General features: G+C 59.6%; 11 protein-coding genes and 1 tRNA gene. 9 read left to right on the top strand and 3 right to left on the bottom strand.

Annotated features, from left to right (window positions below):
- The first annotated feature begins 356 nt into the window (after nt 1-356).
- The 5 genes from yjeM (at nt 357) to G5221_RS08370 (ending at nt 7,275) form a co-directional block, all read left to right on the top strand.
- Complete coding sequence (gene yjeM, locus G5221_RS08390) at nt 357-1,823, top strand: glutamate/gamma-aminobutyrate family transporter YjeM (RefSeq protein ID WP_421263088.1); 1,467 nt, start codon at nt 357-359, stop codon at nt 1,821-1,823.
- A 258-nt stretch (nt 1,824-2,081) separates the two neighbouring features.
- A complete protein-coding gene (gene pbpG, locus G5221_RS08385) occupies nt 2,082-2,993 on the top strand; it encodes a D-alanyl-D-alanine endopeptidase (protein ID WP_110303977.1) in 912 nt (303 codons plus the stop codon).
- A 222-nt stretch (nt 2,994-3,215) separates the two neighbouring features.
- On the top strand, nt 3,216-4,253 hold the full coding sequence (locus G5221_RS08380; RefSeq protein WP_421263087.1) for an acyltransferase: 1,038 nt from the start codon (nt 3,216-3,218) through the stop codon (nt 4,251-4,253).
- Nucleotides 4,254-4,544: 291 nt separating this feature from the next.
- A complete protein-coding gene (locus G5221_RS08375; RefSeq protein ID WP_120416099.1) occupies nt 4,545-6,587 on the top strand; it encodes a TonB-dependent receptor in 2,043 nt (680 codons plus the stop codon).
- 64 nt (nt 6,588-6,651) lie between these two features.
- Nucleotides 6,652-7,275 (top strand): PepSY-associated TM helix domain-containing protein, encoded by a 624-nt coding sequence (locus tag G5221_RS08370; RefSeq protein ID WP_216952718.1) that lies wholly within the window; start codon nt 6,652-6,654, stop codon nt 7,273-7,275.
- A 237-nt stretch (nt 7,276-7,512) separates the two neighbouring features.
- Here the strand turns inward: G5221_RS08370 and G5221_RS08365 are convergent.
- Nucleotides 7,513-7,598: transfer RNA gene (locus G5221_RS08365), tRNA-Leu, on the bottom strand.
- Between the two features lie 143 nt (nt 7,599-7,741).
- Here G5221_RS08365 and G5221_RS08360 point away from each other — a divergent pair.
- Nucleotides 7,742-8,275 carry an RDD family protein gene (locus tag G5221_RS08360; protein ID WP_421172973.1) on the top strand — a complete coding sequence of 178 codons (534 nt, stop codon included), beginning with the start codon at nt 7,742-7,744 and terminating at the stop codon, nt 8,273-8,275.
- A 66-nt stretch (nt 8,276-8,341) separates the two neighbouring features.
- Here the strand turns inward: G5221_RS08360 and lptG are convergent, their stop codons facing one another.
- Together lptG and lptF are read right to left on the bottom strand one after the other, a co-directional pair.
- Complete coding sequence (gene lptG, locus G5221_RS08355) at nt 8,342-9,412, bottom strand: LPS export ABC transporter permease LptG (RefSeq protein ID WP_421263086.1); 1,071 nt, start codon at nt 9,410-9,412, stop codon at nt 8,342-8,344.
- 26 nt (nt 9,413-9,438) lie between these two features.
- Nucleotides 9,439-10,551, bottom strand: a complete 1,113-nt coding sequence (gene lptF / locus G5221_RS08350) for an LPS export ABC transporter permease LptF (RefSeq protein ID WP_005342794.1) — start codon at nt 10,549-10,551, stop codon at nt 9,439-9,441.
- Nucleotides 10,552-10,723: 172 nt separating this feature from the next.
- Here lptF and pepA point away from each other — a divergent pair, with 172 nt between their 5' ends.
- The 3 genes from pepA to G5221_RS08335 all read left to right on the top strand — a co-directional run bounded on the left by pepA (nt 10,724) and on the right by G5221_RS08335 (nt 15,779).
- Nucleotides 10,724-12,232: a leucyl aminopeptidase gene (pepA, locus tag G5221_RS08345; RefSeq protein ID WP_005336423.1), complete on the top strand. Its 1,509-nt coding sequence runs from the start codon at nt 10,724-10,726 to the stop codon at nt 12,230-12,232.
- A 174-nt stretch (nt 12,233-12,406) separates the two neighbouring features.
- Nucleotides 12,407-12,862: a DNA polymerase III subunit chi gene (locus G5221_RS08340; protein WP_005336425.1), complete on the top strand. Its 456-nt coding sequence runs from the start codon at nt 12,407-12,409 to the stop codon at nt 12,860-12,862.
- 64 nt (nt 12,863-12,926) lie between these two features.
- Entirely contained in the window at nt 12,927-15,779 is a 2,853-nt protein-coding gene (locus G5221_RS08335; protein WP_421263085.1) for a valine--tRNA ligase, read from the top strand.
- The last annotated feature ends 8 nt before the right edge of the window (nt 15,780-15,787 follow it).

Below are 15,787 nucleotides of genomic sequence, written 5' to 3'. Positions count from 1 at the left end.
AAATAAGTGTCGGCCCGGGCGTAAATGTTTACATCCGCAACGTATCAATTAACTGGCAGGTCTGTTTATTTCAACCGCAGCTTCATTTGGGAAACTTACCTGCCAAGCAGCATTAATGATAAAATCGTTCACAGTTAATTTTCGGCAACGCTGACCAATACCGCGCATGGCACAGACCATGCCGCTCCGCCCATACATTCATTGACCGCCTGACGGGTAAGCCAGCCCGGTCAGAGATGACTCGATCGCGCCCGCCACAGCAGGATGGCATGGCGCTACCGCGTTATTAATGGGTCCGGTTTCGTCTGTTTAATTTTTGATTATTTTAAATCCAGCACCATCAGGGAGTTTTTAATATGTCAGCAAAAAAGCTGAAGTTGGGCGCCTTTATATTGATGATATTAACATCGGTATTTGGCGTCACTAATATCGGGATCGGTTTTTACCGAATGGGATATGCCGCCATTCCGATGTTCGTGATCGGCGGACTGTTCTTCTTCATCCCGTTCATTTTGATGATGATCGAATTCGGCACCGGCTTTCGCAAAGAGGCGGGCGGCATCTTTACCTGGATGCGCCACTCGGTCTCGACCCGATTCGCCTTTATCGGGCTGACCATGTGGTTCGCCTCCTACGTCATCTGGATGTTTGGCAAGGCGCTCTCTATGTGGGTGCCCCTCTCCTTCATGCTGTTTGGCCGCGACATCACCGTCATCCCGGTCACCCTGGGTACCGGCATCGACTTTGGCCCCTTTATTCTGGGTGTGGTCGCCATCGCGCTGGTTGCCACCGTCACCAAGCTCATCACCCTGGGTAGCGCCCGCTTCGCCAAAGTGGCGGCCATCGGCGGTCTCTCCGTGGTGGCACTCAACGTGTTGCTGCTGGTCGGTGGCGTCTTCACCTTCGCGGTGAGCGGCATGACCCTGCAGGAGCCCCTCACCCAGGCATCACTGGCGGCCTCTCCCAATGCCGCATTCAACGACATCATCCCCTTCCTCGGCTTCATGGTATTCGCCATCTTCGCCTACGGCGGGGTCGAGGCGATGGCCGGGGTGGCTGACGAGCTGGAAGATCCGGAGCGTGACCTCAAGCGCGGCATCTTCCTCTCCGGCGCCTTCATCGTGCTCTGCTACATCATCGGCTTTCTGGCGGTCGGCGCCATCATGCGCTGGAGCGACTTCCCGGCCAAGGGGATCACCTCTCTCTCCGCCCTCTTCATCATCATGCTGGAGCTGGGGCGCCATCTTGGTGGCGAGTGGCTGGGACAGGTGTTCATGCGCTTTGCCGGATTGGGCATGTTCCTGAGCTATCTGGGTGCCTTTATCGCCCTCTCCTACGCGCCGCTGCGCCAGTTCATCACCGGCACCCCGAGCTACTTCTGGCCGGAGCGTTTCCAGCGCGAGAACGAGAATGGCGTGCGCATTGAAGCCCTCAAGGTGCAAGCCTGGGTGGTCTGTCTGTTCATTGCCGCCAAGTCCATCTTTACCCTGATCAACCCGGAAGGGGCCGCCGCCCTCTATGAGCTGATCATCACCATGACCAACGTCGGCATGACCCTGCCCTACATGTTCCTCATCTACGCCTGGTATCGCTATCGCAACAACCCGGCGCTGGGCAAGGACCTGATCTTCTTCAAGAGCGCGGGTTCCGTGCTGCTGGCTACCATCATCAGCCTGATCCTGGTCGCCTTCGGCAACGTCTTTACCGTGGTCGCCCCCTTTATCTCCGGCGATATCTCCACCGGCGTCTGGACCATCATTGGCCCGCTGCTGTTCGTGGTGATCGCCATGCGCTTCAAGATCAAGCAGGAAGATGCCCACTAAACGATAAGCAATGCTCCATGCCAATCGGGACCGTTCTGGTCCCGATCTTTTTAGCGTCGGCTTCCGCTCGCCATCACGGCCAGTCCATAGTTTCAATGCAAAAAAGACTCCATAGAGACCTCTTTTGCGCTCTCCTCGCCGTCAGAGCACGCTCAACGCCGTAAATTATCAATATCAAGGTGAGAATGATTGTGAAGCGCCAGTTCACGACATATAACTTAGCGAGATATCCCTGTACTTCGTCCGGTAGAGCTGATCATGATGATGCGTTCCCTCCTTCCCCTGTTGCTTGGCGCAGTAATGCTGCCGGCCACTATGGACAGTGCCCATGCCAACCCCTTTTCCGCCAGCAGCAAGAGCAGCAGCGGCTTTCTCGAGCGACGGGATGTGCCCAACCTCAGCTCAGCTGCCTTCGTGGTGGCCAACCACAGAACCGGCGAGGTGATCTCCGAGCGCAACGGCAACCGGGTAATGCCCATCGCCTCACTCACCAAGCTGATGACGGCGCTGGTAGTGCTGGATGCCAACCTGCGCCTCAACGAAATGCTCACCGTGACCAATGCCGACATCGACCGCATCAAGGGAACCGGTTCACGACTGGCCATCGGCTCCAGGCTCAGCCGCGCCGAAATGCTCCATATCGCCCTGATGTCCTCTGAAAACCGCGCCGCCTCGGCGCTGGCCCGCCACTATCCCGGCGGCCAGCGTGCCTTTGTCGAGGCGATGAACGCCAAAGCCCGCATGCTGGGGATGTGGAATACCCGCTACGCCGACAGCACAGGGCTCAACCCGCGCAATGTCTCCACCGCGCAGGATCTCGCCAAACTCGCCGCCGCAGCGGCCTCCTATCCGCTGATCCGCCAGTACTCCACCGACGAGCAGAGTTATGTGCGCACCAACAAGCGTCAGCTGCACTACCTCAACTCCAACCGGCTGATCCGCGAAGGGCAATGGGAGTTCACTCTCTCCAAGACCGGCTATATTCGCGAAGCGGGCCGCTGTCTGGTACTGGGCACCAAGGTCAATCGTGAGCCGGTGATCATGGTGCTGCTCAATGCCGAGACCACCAACGATCGGGTCGCCGACGCCAAGCGGATCAAAACCTGGCTGGAGAGCTCGGGCAGAACCACCCTGGCAGCCAACCAGAACAACATGCTAACTCACCAGTAAGCTCGAGATCCCCAACCAAGCGAGGCGCCCGCCTCGCTTTTTTTATCTGCATGAGCGCACCTAAAAACGGGAGCTTGCTCCCGTTACAGGTAACACCTTCCGCCATCCCGTTACAAAACGTAACTACTCAACAGCGTGATTCACACTAATAGAATCAATTGGTTGTAAGTTTTCGGCAAGAATTTTAGCGTGCCATCACAACCCCTGTAGCGACGAGCCACCATGCGTATTTCCAGTATCGAGTGCGGGCGGGTACTGGCCATTCTGGCCGTGATGACCATTCACGTATCCCCCTTCGCCAATCCCTTCAATCCCGCCCTGTGGGGAAGCGGATCCTGGCTCTGGCTGAGCGGCACAATCAACCAGTTATGCCGCTTTGCCGTGCCGCTGTTTTTCCTCTGTGCCGGTTACTTTCTGCAGCCAAGGCTGAGTCGCGAAGCGCCGCTGACCGTGGCCTGGCGCTACTGCCGCCCCTTGCTGCTACTCTGGCTGGTGTGGAGTCTGGTCTACCTGCTAGTGCCGTTCAATCCGCTTGCTGCCGTGCAGCAAGGCTATCTGGCCTCCCTGCGCGGGCAGTGGCAATTCCAGCTCGGCGACCCCCTCAATGGCTGGCTGGTGGGCGGCATGATCCACCTCTGGTTCCTGCCAGCACTGATCATGGCGGTGACCCTGCTGGCACTCTGCTACCGCCTTGGCAGACCAGCGCTCGCCCTCTGGCTGGGTCTTGGCCTCTACCTGCTGGCGCTGCTGGGGGGCTCCTATGCCAAGCCGCTGCTGGGCGCCGAGTGGCCACTGCTCACCCGTAACGGCCCCTTCTTCTCCCTGCTGTTTGTGGCGCTTGGTGCCCTGCTGCGCCAGCGTCAGTGGCAGCCCGATGCCCGCACCGGCTGGCAACTGCTGCTGGCTGGGGTGACGCTCTATGGCTGTGAAGCCTGGGCGCTGCAGCACTTTGCCGCAGTGCCGCTCACCCGCCACGACTTCCTGCTTGGCTCCCTTCCCTGGGCTCTCGGCCTGTTTGGCCTGCTGCTGGCCAACCCCGAGTGGGGCAAGGGCAGCTGGCTTGAACGTCAGGCCCCCAAAGTGCTCGGGATCTACTGCCTGCACATGATGCTGGTGGTCTGGCTCTTCGTGTTTGGCCCGCAGGCCGCATCCATCCTGTGGGAGATCGCCAAGGTGCCGCTGCTGCTGGGATCGTCTCTGCTGGTCTATCGCCTGCTGGCGACTATCCCCCTCACCCGCCGACTGCTGAGCACTCGCTGAGTCCGATATCCGGCCCGTCCTATCGGGCCGGATATCGCTTCACATTTCGCACCTTTTTCTTCCGCTACGCCCTTCTCCCTCGCTTCGTTCTCGCGGTTTGCTGTAATGGCTCTGCTTTTCAGCCGAGCTCTGCCGACCACACAACACGCACCCAAAGCCCCCTCCATTTTCACCTTGCCAGACAAATGAAAATCAATATCATTGGCATCCCGCTTAAGCGGGTCAGGCTAATTATAATTAAATCAATATGTTCGAGCCGTCAGGTCGACATTCAAAGAGTCAATATTGAATATGCAGCACCCTCACTTTCGCAGAACGCTGGTCTCGCTGGCACTGCTGGGCACCGGCTTCACTGCCCAGGCCACCGATGAAACCATGACTGTGGTTGGCAAACGCTCCCAGCATCAGGAAGTTGCCACCGCAACCCGTACCAATACGCCAGCCAAGCTGGTTCCCCAGACCATCGACAGCGTCAAGGTCAGCGAGCTGACCGCCTTCGGCCAACCTACGCTGAGTGAAGCCCTGAGCGGCATTCCCGGGGTCAACGCAAGCGGTGATACCCGCTTCGACGGGGTCAATATCCGCGGCTTCAGCGCCAGCAACGACTTCTATCTCGACGGATTCCGCGACGACATGCAGTACACCCGGGATCTCGGCAACATCGAGCGGGTGGAAGTGCTCAAGGGCCCGGCTGCCGTGCTCTACGGCCGCGGTAGCACGGGGGGCATCGTCAACCGGGTCAGCAAGAAGCCGCAAAAAGGGCAGGAGTCCAGCGTCACCGCCCGGGTCGGCAGCTTTGACAGTCAGCGACTGGCCGCCGACCTCAATGGCGAGGCGAGTGAGCAGGTGCAACTGCGCCTCAACATGGCGCAAGAGGACAAAGATAGCTTCCGCAACGGCGTGAAGAGCAAGCGCACCCTGCTGGCCCCCTCCGCCAACTGGGAGATCAGCGACAACCTCAACTGGCTGGTGCAGTACGAGCGCAACGAACATGACCGCACCCCGGATCGCGGCATTCCCGGGGTCAATGGCCGTCCGGCCGATGTGCCGCGAGAGTATGTCTACAGCGATACCAGCCGCGACTTCATCGATGACGTGGCACAATCCACCCGCTCACGCCTCTCCTGGGATATCAACGATCAGTGGCAGTTGCGCCAGCAGCTCGGTTACTCCACCCTCGACAGCCAGTTTGACAACACCTATGTCACCAGCGTCAAAGGGGATCAGGTGACCCGCTCCCGCTGGCAGCAGGATCTGAAAGCGAAGAACCTGATCAGCAACACCGAGGCAGAAGGTCTGTTCCAGACCGGCCCGGTGGAACATCGCCTGCTGGCCGGCTTCGAGCAGAACTGGCAGGAGCGCACACCCAAGCTCTACCAGAACGCCACCGCCATCCCGTCCGGCAACCTCTACGACCCGGGCTCACTGCCTACCTACAATGGCGCCATGAAGCTCTCCAGCGACGCCAAACACAAGGTGCGCGGCAATGGCCTCTATCTGCAGGATCAGCTCAGCCTGGGTGACTGGCATCTGGTGGGCGGGCTGCGCCGTGACGACTTCACCGTCACCAGTCGCCGCTACGACCTCAACAAGGAGGAGAGCGTCTCGGTCAACAGCCTGAGCCCGCGCCTCGGTCTGGTGTGGAATCCCCTCGAGGATCACGCCTTCTACACCTCCTACAGCAAGACCTTCACTCCGGTGGGCGGCGAGCTGATCGGCATCACCCCGGGCGACAAAAACAACGGGCTGGAACCCCAGCACACCCGCCTCTACGAAGGTGGGGTGAAGAGTGACTGGCTGAACGGCAAGCTGGCGACCACTCTCTCCCTCTATCGACTGGAGATGTACAACAAGCGCACCAAGGATCCGCTGGATCCCACCAAGGTGATCCTCACCGGCCTGCAGCGTACCGAAGGGGTCGAACTGAGCGCCCGCGCCGAGCTGACCGACGAGATCTATCTGCGTGGCGGCTTCGCCATTCAGGATGCGGAGCAGGTCAAGGCGGATGCGGATCTGCAGGGCAAGCGCCCGATGAACGTCTCCCGCCAGAATGGCCAGTTCTATCTCGGCTACAAGAGTGGTGAGCAGGGCTGGTTCGGTGAAACCGGCGTGACGGCGGTGGGCGATCGCTTTGCCGACAACGCCAACACCACCACACTGCCCGGTTACGCCCGCTTCGATGCGCGCGCCGGTTATCGCTGGCAACAGTGGGAAGCCGAGCTGAGCGCCGAGAACCTGACTGACCACGAGTACTTCGTCAGCGCCACCAGTGCCACCCAGATCATGCCGGGCACACCCCGTCAGCTGAGCCTGACCGGTACCTACCGTTTCTGATCTCTGTGACAACCACCCCGACTGGCCAGCCCCTGCTGGCCAGTTTTTTTATGAAGCAACCACGATGAAACGCAGAAGAGTTCCCCTTCACAACAACAAATGGGTACGCCGCCTCCATGCCTGGGCCGGTTTTTTTACCCTCGCCCTGATGCTGATGTACGGCATCACCGGTCTCTGGCTGCAACACCGTGCCGTGTTGCCCATCCCCGGCCCCCACACCGACAAATCGAGTGAAGAGATAGTGCTGGAGGCGCCGCTCGCCAGCCCGGAGCAGCTGAAAAGCCTGCTGCAACAGCGCTATCCCGATACCTTTGCCGACGGGCGAACCATGATCACCCCGGCCCAGACCCTGCCCACCCCGAACGGCCCGCTCACCCTGCCCGCCAAGTGGGAGATGCGCGGTGTCACCCTCAGCCAGAGCGTGGCCGCCAGCTATGTTGAGGGTACCCTGCTGGTACGTACCGACCTGCAACTGGCCAACTTTGCCGCCAGCCTCAACCGGCTGCACCGCGGCATAGGCACCGGCCTCGGCTGGCAGCTGTTTGGCGATATCGCCGCCCTGGCCCTGCTGCTGCTCGCCCTCACCAGCCTGTTTATGTGGACCAAGCTGCACGGCACACCCAGAGCCATCATCGCGCTGACGCTCGCAGGCAGCCTCGGTACCCTGCTGTTTGCCCTGCTGGGATAGTGCGGCAACCATGTTCTGATGCAGCAAGGTTTGGAAAAAACCGCAATAGAGACAGGCCGCTGGCGGTGATGCCGTCAGCGGCTATATCAAGGAAATGAAATAACGGATAGCGGGAAAAGAGAAGGGATACCAAGAGGTAACTGGAAGTACTGCCTGCTCAGCAGCAACCCACCAATGCGCAGGAACGCCAAAAAACAAAAGGCCATCATTGCTGATGGCCTTTTGTCATGAATTTGATGGTGCCCGGGGTCGGACTCGAACCGACACGGTTATTCACCGGCGGATTTTGAATCCGCTGCGTCTACCGATTTCGCCACCCGGGCAACTGCGAGGGATTATACGAATGGCGCGATGCCATGCAAGGTGTTTTTCGATTGAACACTCCCGTTTGTTCATTTATTCAACGCCTTGCTGATGCGGGGCCAGTTACATAGAATGCCGCCATCATCTTAATGGAATAAAAACGATGGCCAAGCCTAAAAAAGTCCAACAAAAATCCCCCTCTCCCGCCACTCAGCCATACCCGTCAGCAGGTCTGCTGCGTCGCCTCGGCGCCCTGATCTATGATGCGCTGGTGGTGACTTCGCTGCTGATCATCGCCGGCTTTATCGGCATGGGGGTCGCCAAGCTGCTGCTGGTCACCGGCATGGCCAGCGTACCGGCGGGTGAAGATACCGTCTGGTTGCTGACCCGCCACCCCCTGAGCCTGATCTACACCCTGTGGCTCGCCTTCGTCATCTGCGGTTTCTACACCTGGTTCTGGACCCGCGCTGGCCAGACCGTCGGCATGCGCGCCTGGCGGCTGCGCATTCAGAACGAAGATGGCAGCCATATCCGTATTACCCAGGCGCTGATCCGTCTCGCCACTGCCGCCTTTGGTCTGGGCAACCTGATGTGCCTGTTCAACCGCAAGCGCCCACGGGCGTTCCAGGATATCTGGGCCGAATGCGAAGTGATTGTGCTGAGCAAAGAGGCAAATCTGGAATTGTTGAACAAGTAATACCGGATCAATGCAATAACGAAAGAGGGCACCAGCAGGTGCCCTCTTTGTATTACCACGTGTGAATTACTGCTTGCGGCTGAGGATGTAGAAGGAGATGCCGCCAAACAGCAGGCTGGGCGCGACAGCCGCCAGAATGGGCGGTACCGCATAGACCAGACTGATGGGGCCAAACACCCGATCACTCACATAGACGGCAAAGCCGGTCATGATCCCCATCAGCATCCGCGCGCCCATGCTCACCGAGCGTAGTGGGCCGAAGATGAAGGAGGAGGCCAGCAGGATCATCGCCACCACCGAGAGCGGTGACAGCAGTTTGCGCCACATCTCCAGCTTGTAGCGACCGGCATCCTGCTTGTTGGCATCGAGATAGCCGATGTAGTCGAGCAGACCGGAGACCGAGAGGTTCTCGGGGTCGATACTCACCACCCCCAGCTGCTTGGGCGTCAGCTCCGAGCTCCACTCCATCTTGTCATGCTGTTCGCTGCGGATCTGCGCCGGGTCGTCGAAGCGGGTAACCTGGGTCTGCTTGAGCAGCCAGTGATGCCGTTCAAATACCCCCTCCCGTGCCTGCACCACGTCGATCAGCTTGCGCTCGGGGGTGAAACGATAGAGGGTGATGCCGGTCAGGGCGCCATCGTTGCGCACCCCGTTGATATTGACGAAGTTGTTGCCATCCCGTGCCCACACCCCGTAGGCCGAGACGGTAAGCCGCCCTTCCGACATGGCGCCGGCACGAATATCATCCGCCATTCGCTTGGCAACGGGGGCCACATACTCCCCCATTAGCAACACCAGGATCATCAACGGGATCGCAGTCTTGAGCGCTGCCATCACGATACTGATCTTGGAGCGGCCCGCCGCCTGCATCACCACCAGCTCGGAGCTGGTCGCCAGCTGGCCCAGACCGATCAGACCGCCCAGCAGTGCCGCCAGCGGGAAGAAGAGCACCGCCTCCTTGGGCATGGAGAGCAACACATAGTAGAGAGCATTGAGCATGTCGTAGTTGCCCTCTCCGACAGACTTGAGCTGTTCCACATACTTGATGAGCGCCGCCAGACCAACCAGCGTGAGCTCACACAGCAGGATCGACATAAAAATGACCCTGCCGATATATCTATCGAGAATGCCAAACATCAGCGGTAGTTCCTATGTGGGCTTCATCATTTTGATTTGTTTATGAAATATTTGCTCTTTACCCCGTTCCACCAGCTGGTGCCCTGCAAATTGAGGGGCAGGCCAATAAACAGCAGATAACCGAGCGGAACCAGGAACATCCCCGGCCAGTAGGGCAACCGGCCACTGTCGATAGCCGAGCGGGCAGCACTGAGCAGCAGGAAGTAGGAGAGATAGAGCATGATGGCCGGCAACAGCTTGGCGTAGCGCCCCTGACGGGGGTTGACCCGAGCCAGCGGAACTACCAGCAGGGTGAGCACCGGAATGGAGAGGGGCAGCGAGATACGCCATTGCAATTCACCCATCATGTCGTTTTCCTGGGTACCCAGCAGCTCCATGGTGGGTTTGGCCGCCGCCTTGCGGTTGGAGCGCTCCATCTCCTGCTGACGGATCACCAGACCATACTCGCGAAAATCGGAGATCTGGAACTGCTTGCCGGAGAAGTTGCCTTCATAGCGGGAACCATCCTTCAGAGTCAGCCACTGCAGACCATTCTCATCGATCGTCACCACCCCTTCGCTGGCCACCACCACCGAAGGGGGGTTGCTGCCTTCAGCCCGCTGCAAGATGAAGATCTTCTGCAGCTTCGAGCCGTTGTCGTTCAAATCCTGGATATAGGCAACCAGGCGCCCCTTATCGAGCTCCATAAAGCGGCCCGCCTGCAGGAAAGAGATCCCCGGATCCGACTTGAACTCGTCGATCACCTGATACTCTCGCTCCTTGGCCTGCGGGGCGATCCAGCCGGTGTTGAACGCTGCGACTGCAGCGGTCAGCAAGGCCAGCAACATGGCGCTGCGCATTACGAAACGGTGGCTGAAACCCACCGCATGCATCACAGTCATCTCGCTTTCGGCGTAGAGGCGACCATGGGCAAACAAAATGGCTAAAAAGAGACTGATAGGCAGCATCAACAGCGCCATATTGGGCAAGTTGAGCAGCAGCAGGGTGGAGACCAGACGTGTCGGCACCTCGCCATCGGCGGCATCACCGATGATCTTGATAAATTGTTGGCTGACAAAGATAAGCAGCAATACGAATAACACTGCCAGCTGGGTTTTCAGGGTTTCCCTGAACAAATATCGGAAAACGATCACAGTCATTCCCAAGTAAACTTGTGTTTTTAGTCGAATGCCTGAAAAATAGGGCCGTATATTGGATTTTTACCAGTTTGAACTGCGGAGCCTGTGGCTGTTCGCTCCGCCTCTGATACCCCAACAAGCACCGCATTATTCAATAAAAGGTGCCTTTTGTCTTTAGGATGTAGGAGATTCCATGGAGTTCAGTGTAAAGAGTGGCAGTCCAGAGAAGCAACGGAGCGCCTGCGTCGTAGTCGGCGTATTTGAGCCGCGTCGCCTCTCTCCGGTTGCCGAACAACTGGACAAGATCAGCGATGGCTATATCAGTTCGCTGCTGCGCCGTGGCGACCTGGAAGGGAAACCAGGCCAGATGCTGCTGCTGCATCAAGTACCGGGCGTGCTCAGCGAGCGCGTACTGCTGGTCGGATGCGGCAAGGAGCGGGAACTCGACGAACGCCAGTACAAGCAGATCATCAACAAGACCATCACCACCCTCAACGAAACCGGCTCCATGGAAGCGGTCTGCTTCCTCACCGAGCTGCACGTCAAGGGTCGGGATACCTATTGGAAGGTGCGCCAGGCGGTAGAAACCACCAAGGCGGGCCTCTACAGCTTTGATCAGTTCAAGACCAACAAGGCCGAGCCACGTCGCCCGCTGCGCAAGCTGGTATTCAACGTGCCGACGCGTCGGGAACTGACCATTGGTGAAAAAGCCATCGCTCACGGTCTGGCCGTGGCCAAGGGTGTGCGGGTCTGCCGCGACGTGGCGAACATGCCGCCCAACGTCTGCAACCCGGCCTATCTGGCCTCCCAGGCCCGTCGTCTGGCCGATGCCTACGACAACATCACCACCAAGGTGGTGGGCGAGCAGGAGATGGCCGAGCTCGGCATGAACTCCTACCTGGCGGTGGCCCGCGGCTCCGATAACGAAGCCATGATGGCCATCATCGAATACAAGGGTCATCCGGATGCCAAGCCCATCGTGCTGGTCGGCAAGGGTCTGACCTTTGACTCCGGCGGCATCTCCATCAAGCCGGCCGACGGCATGGACGAGATGAAGTACGACATGGGTGGCGCCGCCTCCGTGCTCGGTACCATGCATGCGCTGGCCCAGCTGCAACTGCCGATCAACGTCATCGGCGTGCTGGCAGGCTGCGAAAACATGCCGGGTGGCAACGCCTATCGCCCAGGTGACATCCTCACCTCCATGTCCGGCCAGACCATCGAAGTGCTCAACACCGATGCGGAAGGTCGTCTGGTACTGTGTGATGCGCTGACCTATGTGGACCGCTTCGATCCGGAAACCGTGATCGACGTGGCGACCCTGACCGGTGCCTGCGTCATCGCGCTGGGCCACCACACCTCGGGTCTGCTGGCCAACCACAACCCGCTGGCCCACGAGCTGCTCAACGCCTCCGAGCAGGCGGGTGATCGCGCCTGGCGTCTGCCGCTGTTCGACGAGTATCAGGAGCAGATCGACAGCCCGTTCGCCGACATGGCCAACATCGGCGGTCGTCCGGCCGGTACCATCACCGCGGCCGCCTTCCTGTCACGCTTCACCAAGAAGTACAACTGGGCCCACCTGGATATCGCCGGGACTGCCTGGAAGAGTGGCAAGGATAAAGGCTCCACCGGTCGTCCGGTGCCCCTGCTGACCCAGTTCCTGCTGAACCGGGCTGGCGTGGATATCGAAGAGAAAGAGTAACTCTCCGGCCCCTGCCGATGGCTGCATCGGAAGGGTTGGCGTTACCCTGAACCACAAGGAAGAGGCCCGCCTCTTCCTTGTTTCATTCTTGAATCAGTGAGCTGCGGACGGGAAACGCCCCGTCAGCCTCATGAGGCGGTCAACAGTCCGTCACCGCAAAACGGGATCAACCTGATGAGCCAAGTGACCTTTTACCTGATGAGCGAACAGGATGACGCGCAGGCCTCTGCGGTCGAGCGACTGGCCTGCACTCTTGCAGCCGAGTCGTGGGGCGCGGGCCATATCTACCTGTTCTGCGACGATGAGGCTCAGGCTCTGCGCCTGGACGAGCTGTTGTGGCAACTGCCGCCGGAGCGCTTCGTGCCGCACCAGCTGCAAGGCGAAAGCGGCATGGCCCCGGTGGAGATCGGCTATCAGCCACCGAAACGGCGCTACGCCCGCCTCATCAATCTGGCCACTGCGACACCTTTGTTTGCAGGACACTTCGCTCAAGTGGTAGATTTTGTCCCCACTGACGAAACACAAAAGCAGCAAGCCCGCGAGCGCTACAAGCACTATCGCCAGGCAGGCCATACCCTCGAAATGAGGGATCAGCCCGTCCTTGCCGCACCGGATCCGGCGCAGCCCTGACTGCAACCAATTGATCCATAAAGAATCAACACCAGACTCCATCCATCCAGATTACGGCGAGACCATGGAAAAGACTTTTAATCACAACGCCATCGAACAGGCGCTCTACCAGCACTGGGAAGCTCAGGGCTACTTCAAGCCCCACGGCGACACCAGCAAAGACTCCTTCTGCATCATGATCCCGCCGCCGAACGTCACCGGCAGCCTGCACATGGGTCACGCCTTCCAGCAAACCCTTATGGATACCCTGATCCGCTACAACCGCATGCAGGGCAAGAATACCCTGTGGCAGGCAGGTACCGACCACGCCGGTATCGCCACCCAGATGGTAGTTGAGCGCAAGATCGCGGCAGAAGAGGGCAAAACTCGCCACGATTACGGCCGTGATGCCTTCATCGACAAGATTTGGCAGTGGAAGGAAGAGTCCGGCGGTACCATCACCCGCCAGATGCGCCGTCTGGGCGACTCCGTGGATTGGGAGCGCGAGCGCTTCACCATGGACGAGGGTCTCTCCGCTGCCGTGCAGGAAGTGTTTGTCCGTCTTTACGAAGATGGCCTGATGTACCGTGGCAAGCGTCTGGTGAACTGGGATCCGAAACTCAACACCGCCATCTCCGATCTGGAAGTGGAAAACCGCGAGATCAAGGGCCACATGTGGCACCTGCGCTATCCGCTGGCCAACGGCGCCAAGACCGCTGAAGGCAAGGATTACCTGATCGTCGCCACCACTCGTCCGGAGACCATGCTGGGCGATACCGCCGTGGCCGTGAACCCGGAAGACCCGCGCTACAAGGCGCTGATCGGCCAGCACATCCTGCTGCCGCTGGTGAACCGTCTGATCCCCATCGTTGCCGACGAACACGCCGACATGGAGAAGGGCACAGGTTGCGTGAAGATCACCCCGGCCCACGACTTCAACGATAACGAAGTGGGCAAGCGCCACAGCCTGCCGATGATCAACATCTTCACTCTGGATGCCCACGTGCGTGCTGAGGCCGAAGTGGTCGATACCAACGGCAACCCGAGCTCCGCCTACGACGCCGCCCTGCCAGCCGAGTTCGCCGGTCTGGAGCGTTTCGCTGCCCGCAAGGCGATTCTGGCCAAGCTGGAAGAGCTGGGTCTGCTGGACGAGATCAAGGATCACGTGCTGCAACAGCCTTACGGCGATCGCGGTGGCGTGCCCATCGAGCCGATGCTGACCGACCAGTGGTACGTGCGCGTGGCACCGATGGCCAAGACCGCCATCGAGGCGGTGGAAGATGGCCGCATCCAGTTCGTGCCGAAGCAGTACGAAAACATGTACTTCTCCTGGATGCGCGACATTCAGGACTGGTGCGTCTCCCGTCAACTGTGGTGGGGTCACCGCATCCCGGCATGGTATGACGATGCCGGCAACGTCTACGTTGGCCGCAGCGAAGATGAAGTGCGCACCAAGCACAGCATCCCGGCCGTGACCGTACTGCGTCAGGACGAAGACGTGCTCGACACCTGGTTCAGCTCCGCCCTGTGGACCTTCTCCACTCTGGGCTGGCCGAACAACACCGAGGCACTCAAGACTTTCCACCCGACCGACGTGCTGATGAGCGGCTTCGACATCATCTTCTTCTGGATTGCCCGGATGATCATGATGACCATGCACTTCATCAAGGACGAAAACGGCCAGCCGCAAGTCCCGTTCAAGACCGTCTACATCACAGGTCTTATCCGTGACGAAGAGGGCCAGAAGATGTCCAAGTCCAAGGGCAACGTGCTGGACCCCCTCGACATGATCGACGGTATCTCGCTGGAAGATCTGCTGGAGAAGCGCACTGGCAACATGATGCAGCCGCAGATGGCCGAGAAGATCGCCAAGCGTACCGCCAAGCAGTTCCCGGAAGGGATCGATGCCCACGGTACCGACGCCCTGCGCTTCACGTTGGCGGCGCTGGCCTCTACCGGTCGTGACATCAACTGGGACATGAAGCGCCTGGACGGCTACAACAACTTCTGCAACAAGTTGTGGAACGCCTCCCGCTATGTGCTGATGAACACCGAAGATCAGGATTGCGGTTTTGCCGGTGGCGAAATGCAGTTCAGTCTGGCGGATCGCTGGATCCAGTCCCAGCTGCAAGTGGCCATCCGTGACTTCCGTACCGCCCTCGATACCTACCGCTTCGACATCGCGGCTGGCGTGCTGTACGAATTTATCTGGAACCAGTTCTGTGACTGGTATCTGGAGCTGACCAAGCCGGTGCTGACCAAGGGTTCCGAGGCCGAGCAGCGCGCTGCCCGCCACACCCTGGTGACCGTGCTGGAAACCCTGCTGCGTCTGGCACACCCGATCATCCCGTTCATCACCGAGACCATCTGGAAATCGGTCGCTCCGCTGGCCGGTGTACACGCCGACACCATCATGATTCAGGCCTTCCCGGAGTTCGACGCCGCCAAGGTGGAGGAAGCCGCGATGGCGGATCAGGAGTGGGTGAAGGAGTTCATCGTCAGCATCCGCAACATCCGCGCCGAGATGAACGTGGCGCCGAGCGTGCCCCTCAACGTGCTGCTCCAGTGCGATGCCAAGGATGCCCAGCGCGCCGCTGACAACGAGGCCTTCCTCAAGTCGCTGGCCCGTCTGGAGTCCATCCGCGTACTGGCAGACGGTGAAACCGCCCCGCTGTCAGTGAAGAAGCTGATCGGTGCCACCGAGCTGATGATCCCGATGGCCGGTCTCATCGACAAGGATGCCGAACTGGCCCGTCTGGCCAAAGAGGTTGCCCGTCTGGTGGGCGAGTGCGGCCGCATCGAAGGCAAGCTTGGCAACGAAGCCTTCGTCGCCAAGGCGCCGGAAGCGGTCATCGCCAAAGAGCGCGAGAAGCTGGAAGATTACCGTCTCCAGCTGACCAAGCTGGAAGCCCAGCAGGCCGAAATCGCCGCGCTGTAAGCGCAGCG

The organism is Aeromonas sp. 602200, assembly GCF_049173895.1.
Taxonomy (GTDB): Bacteria; Pseudomonadota; Gammaproteobacteria; order Enterobacterales; family Aeromonadaceae; genus Aeromonas; species Aeromonas veronii_A.
Note: the sequence above shows the minus strand (reverse complement) of the source record. Positions and strands in the feature narration are given on the sequence as shown.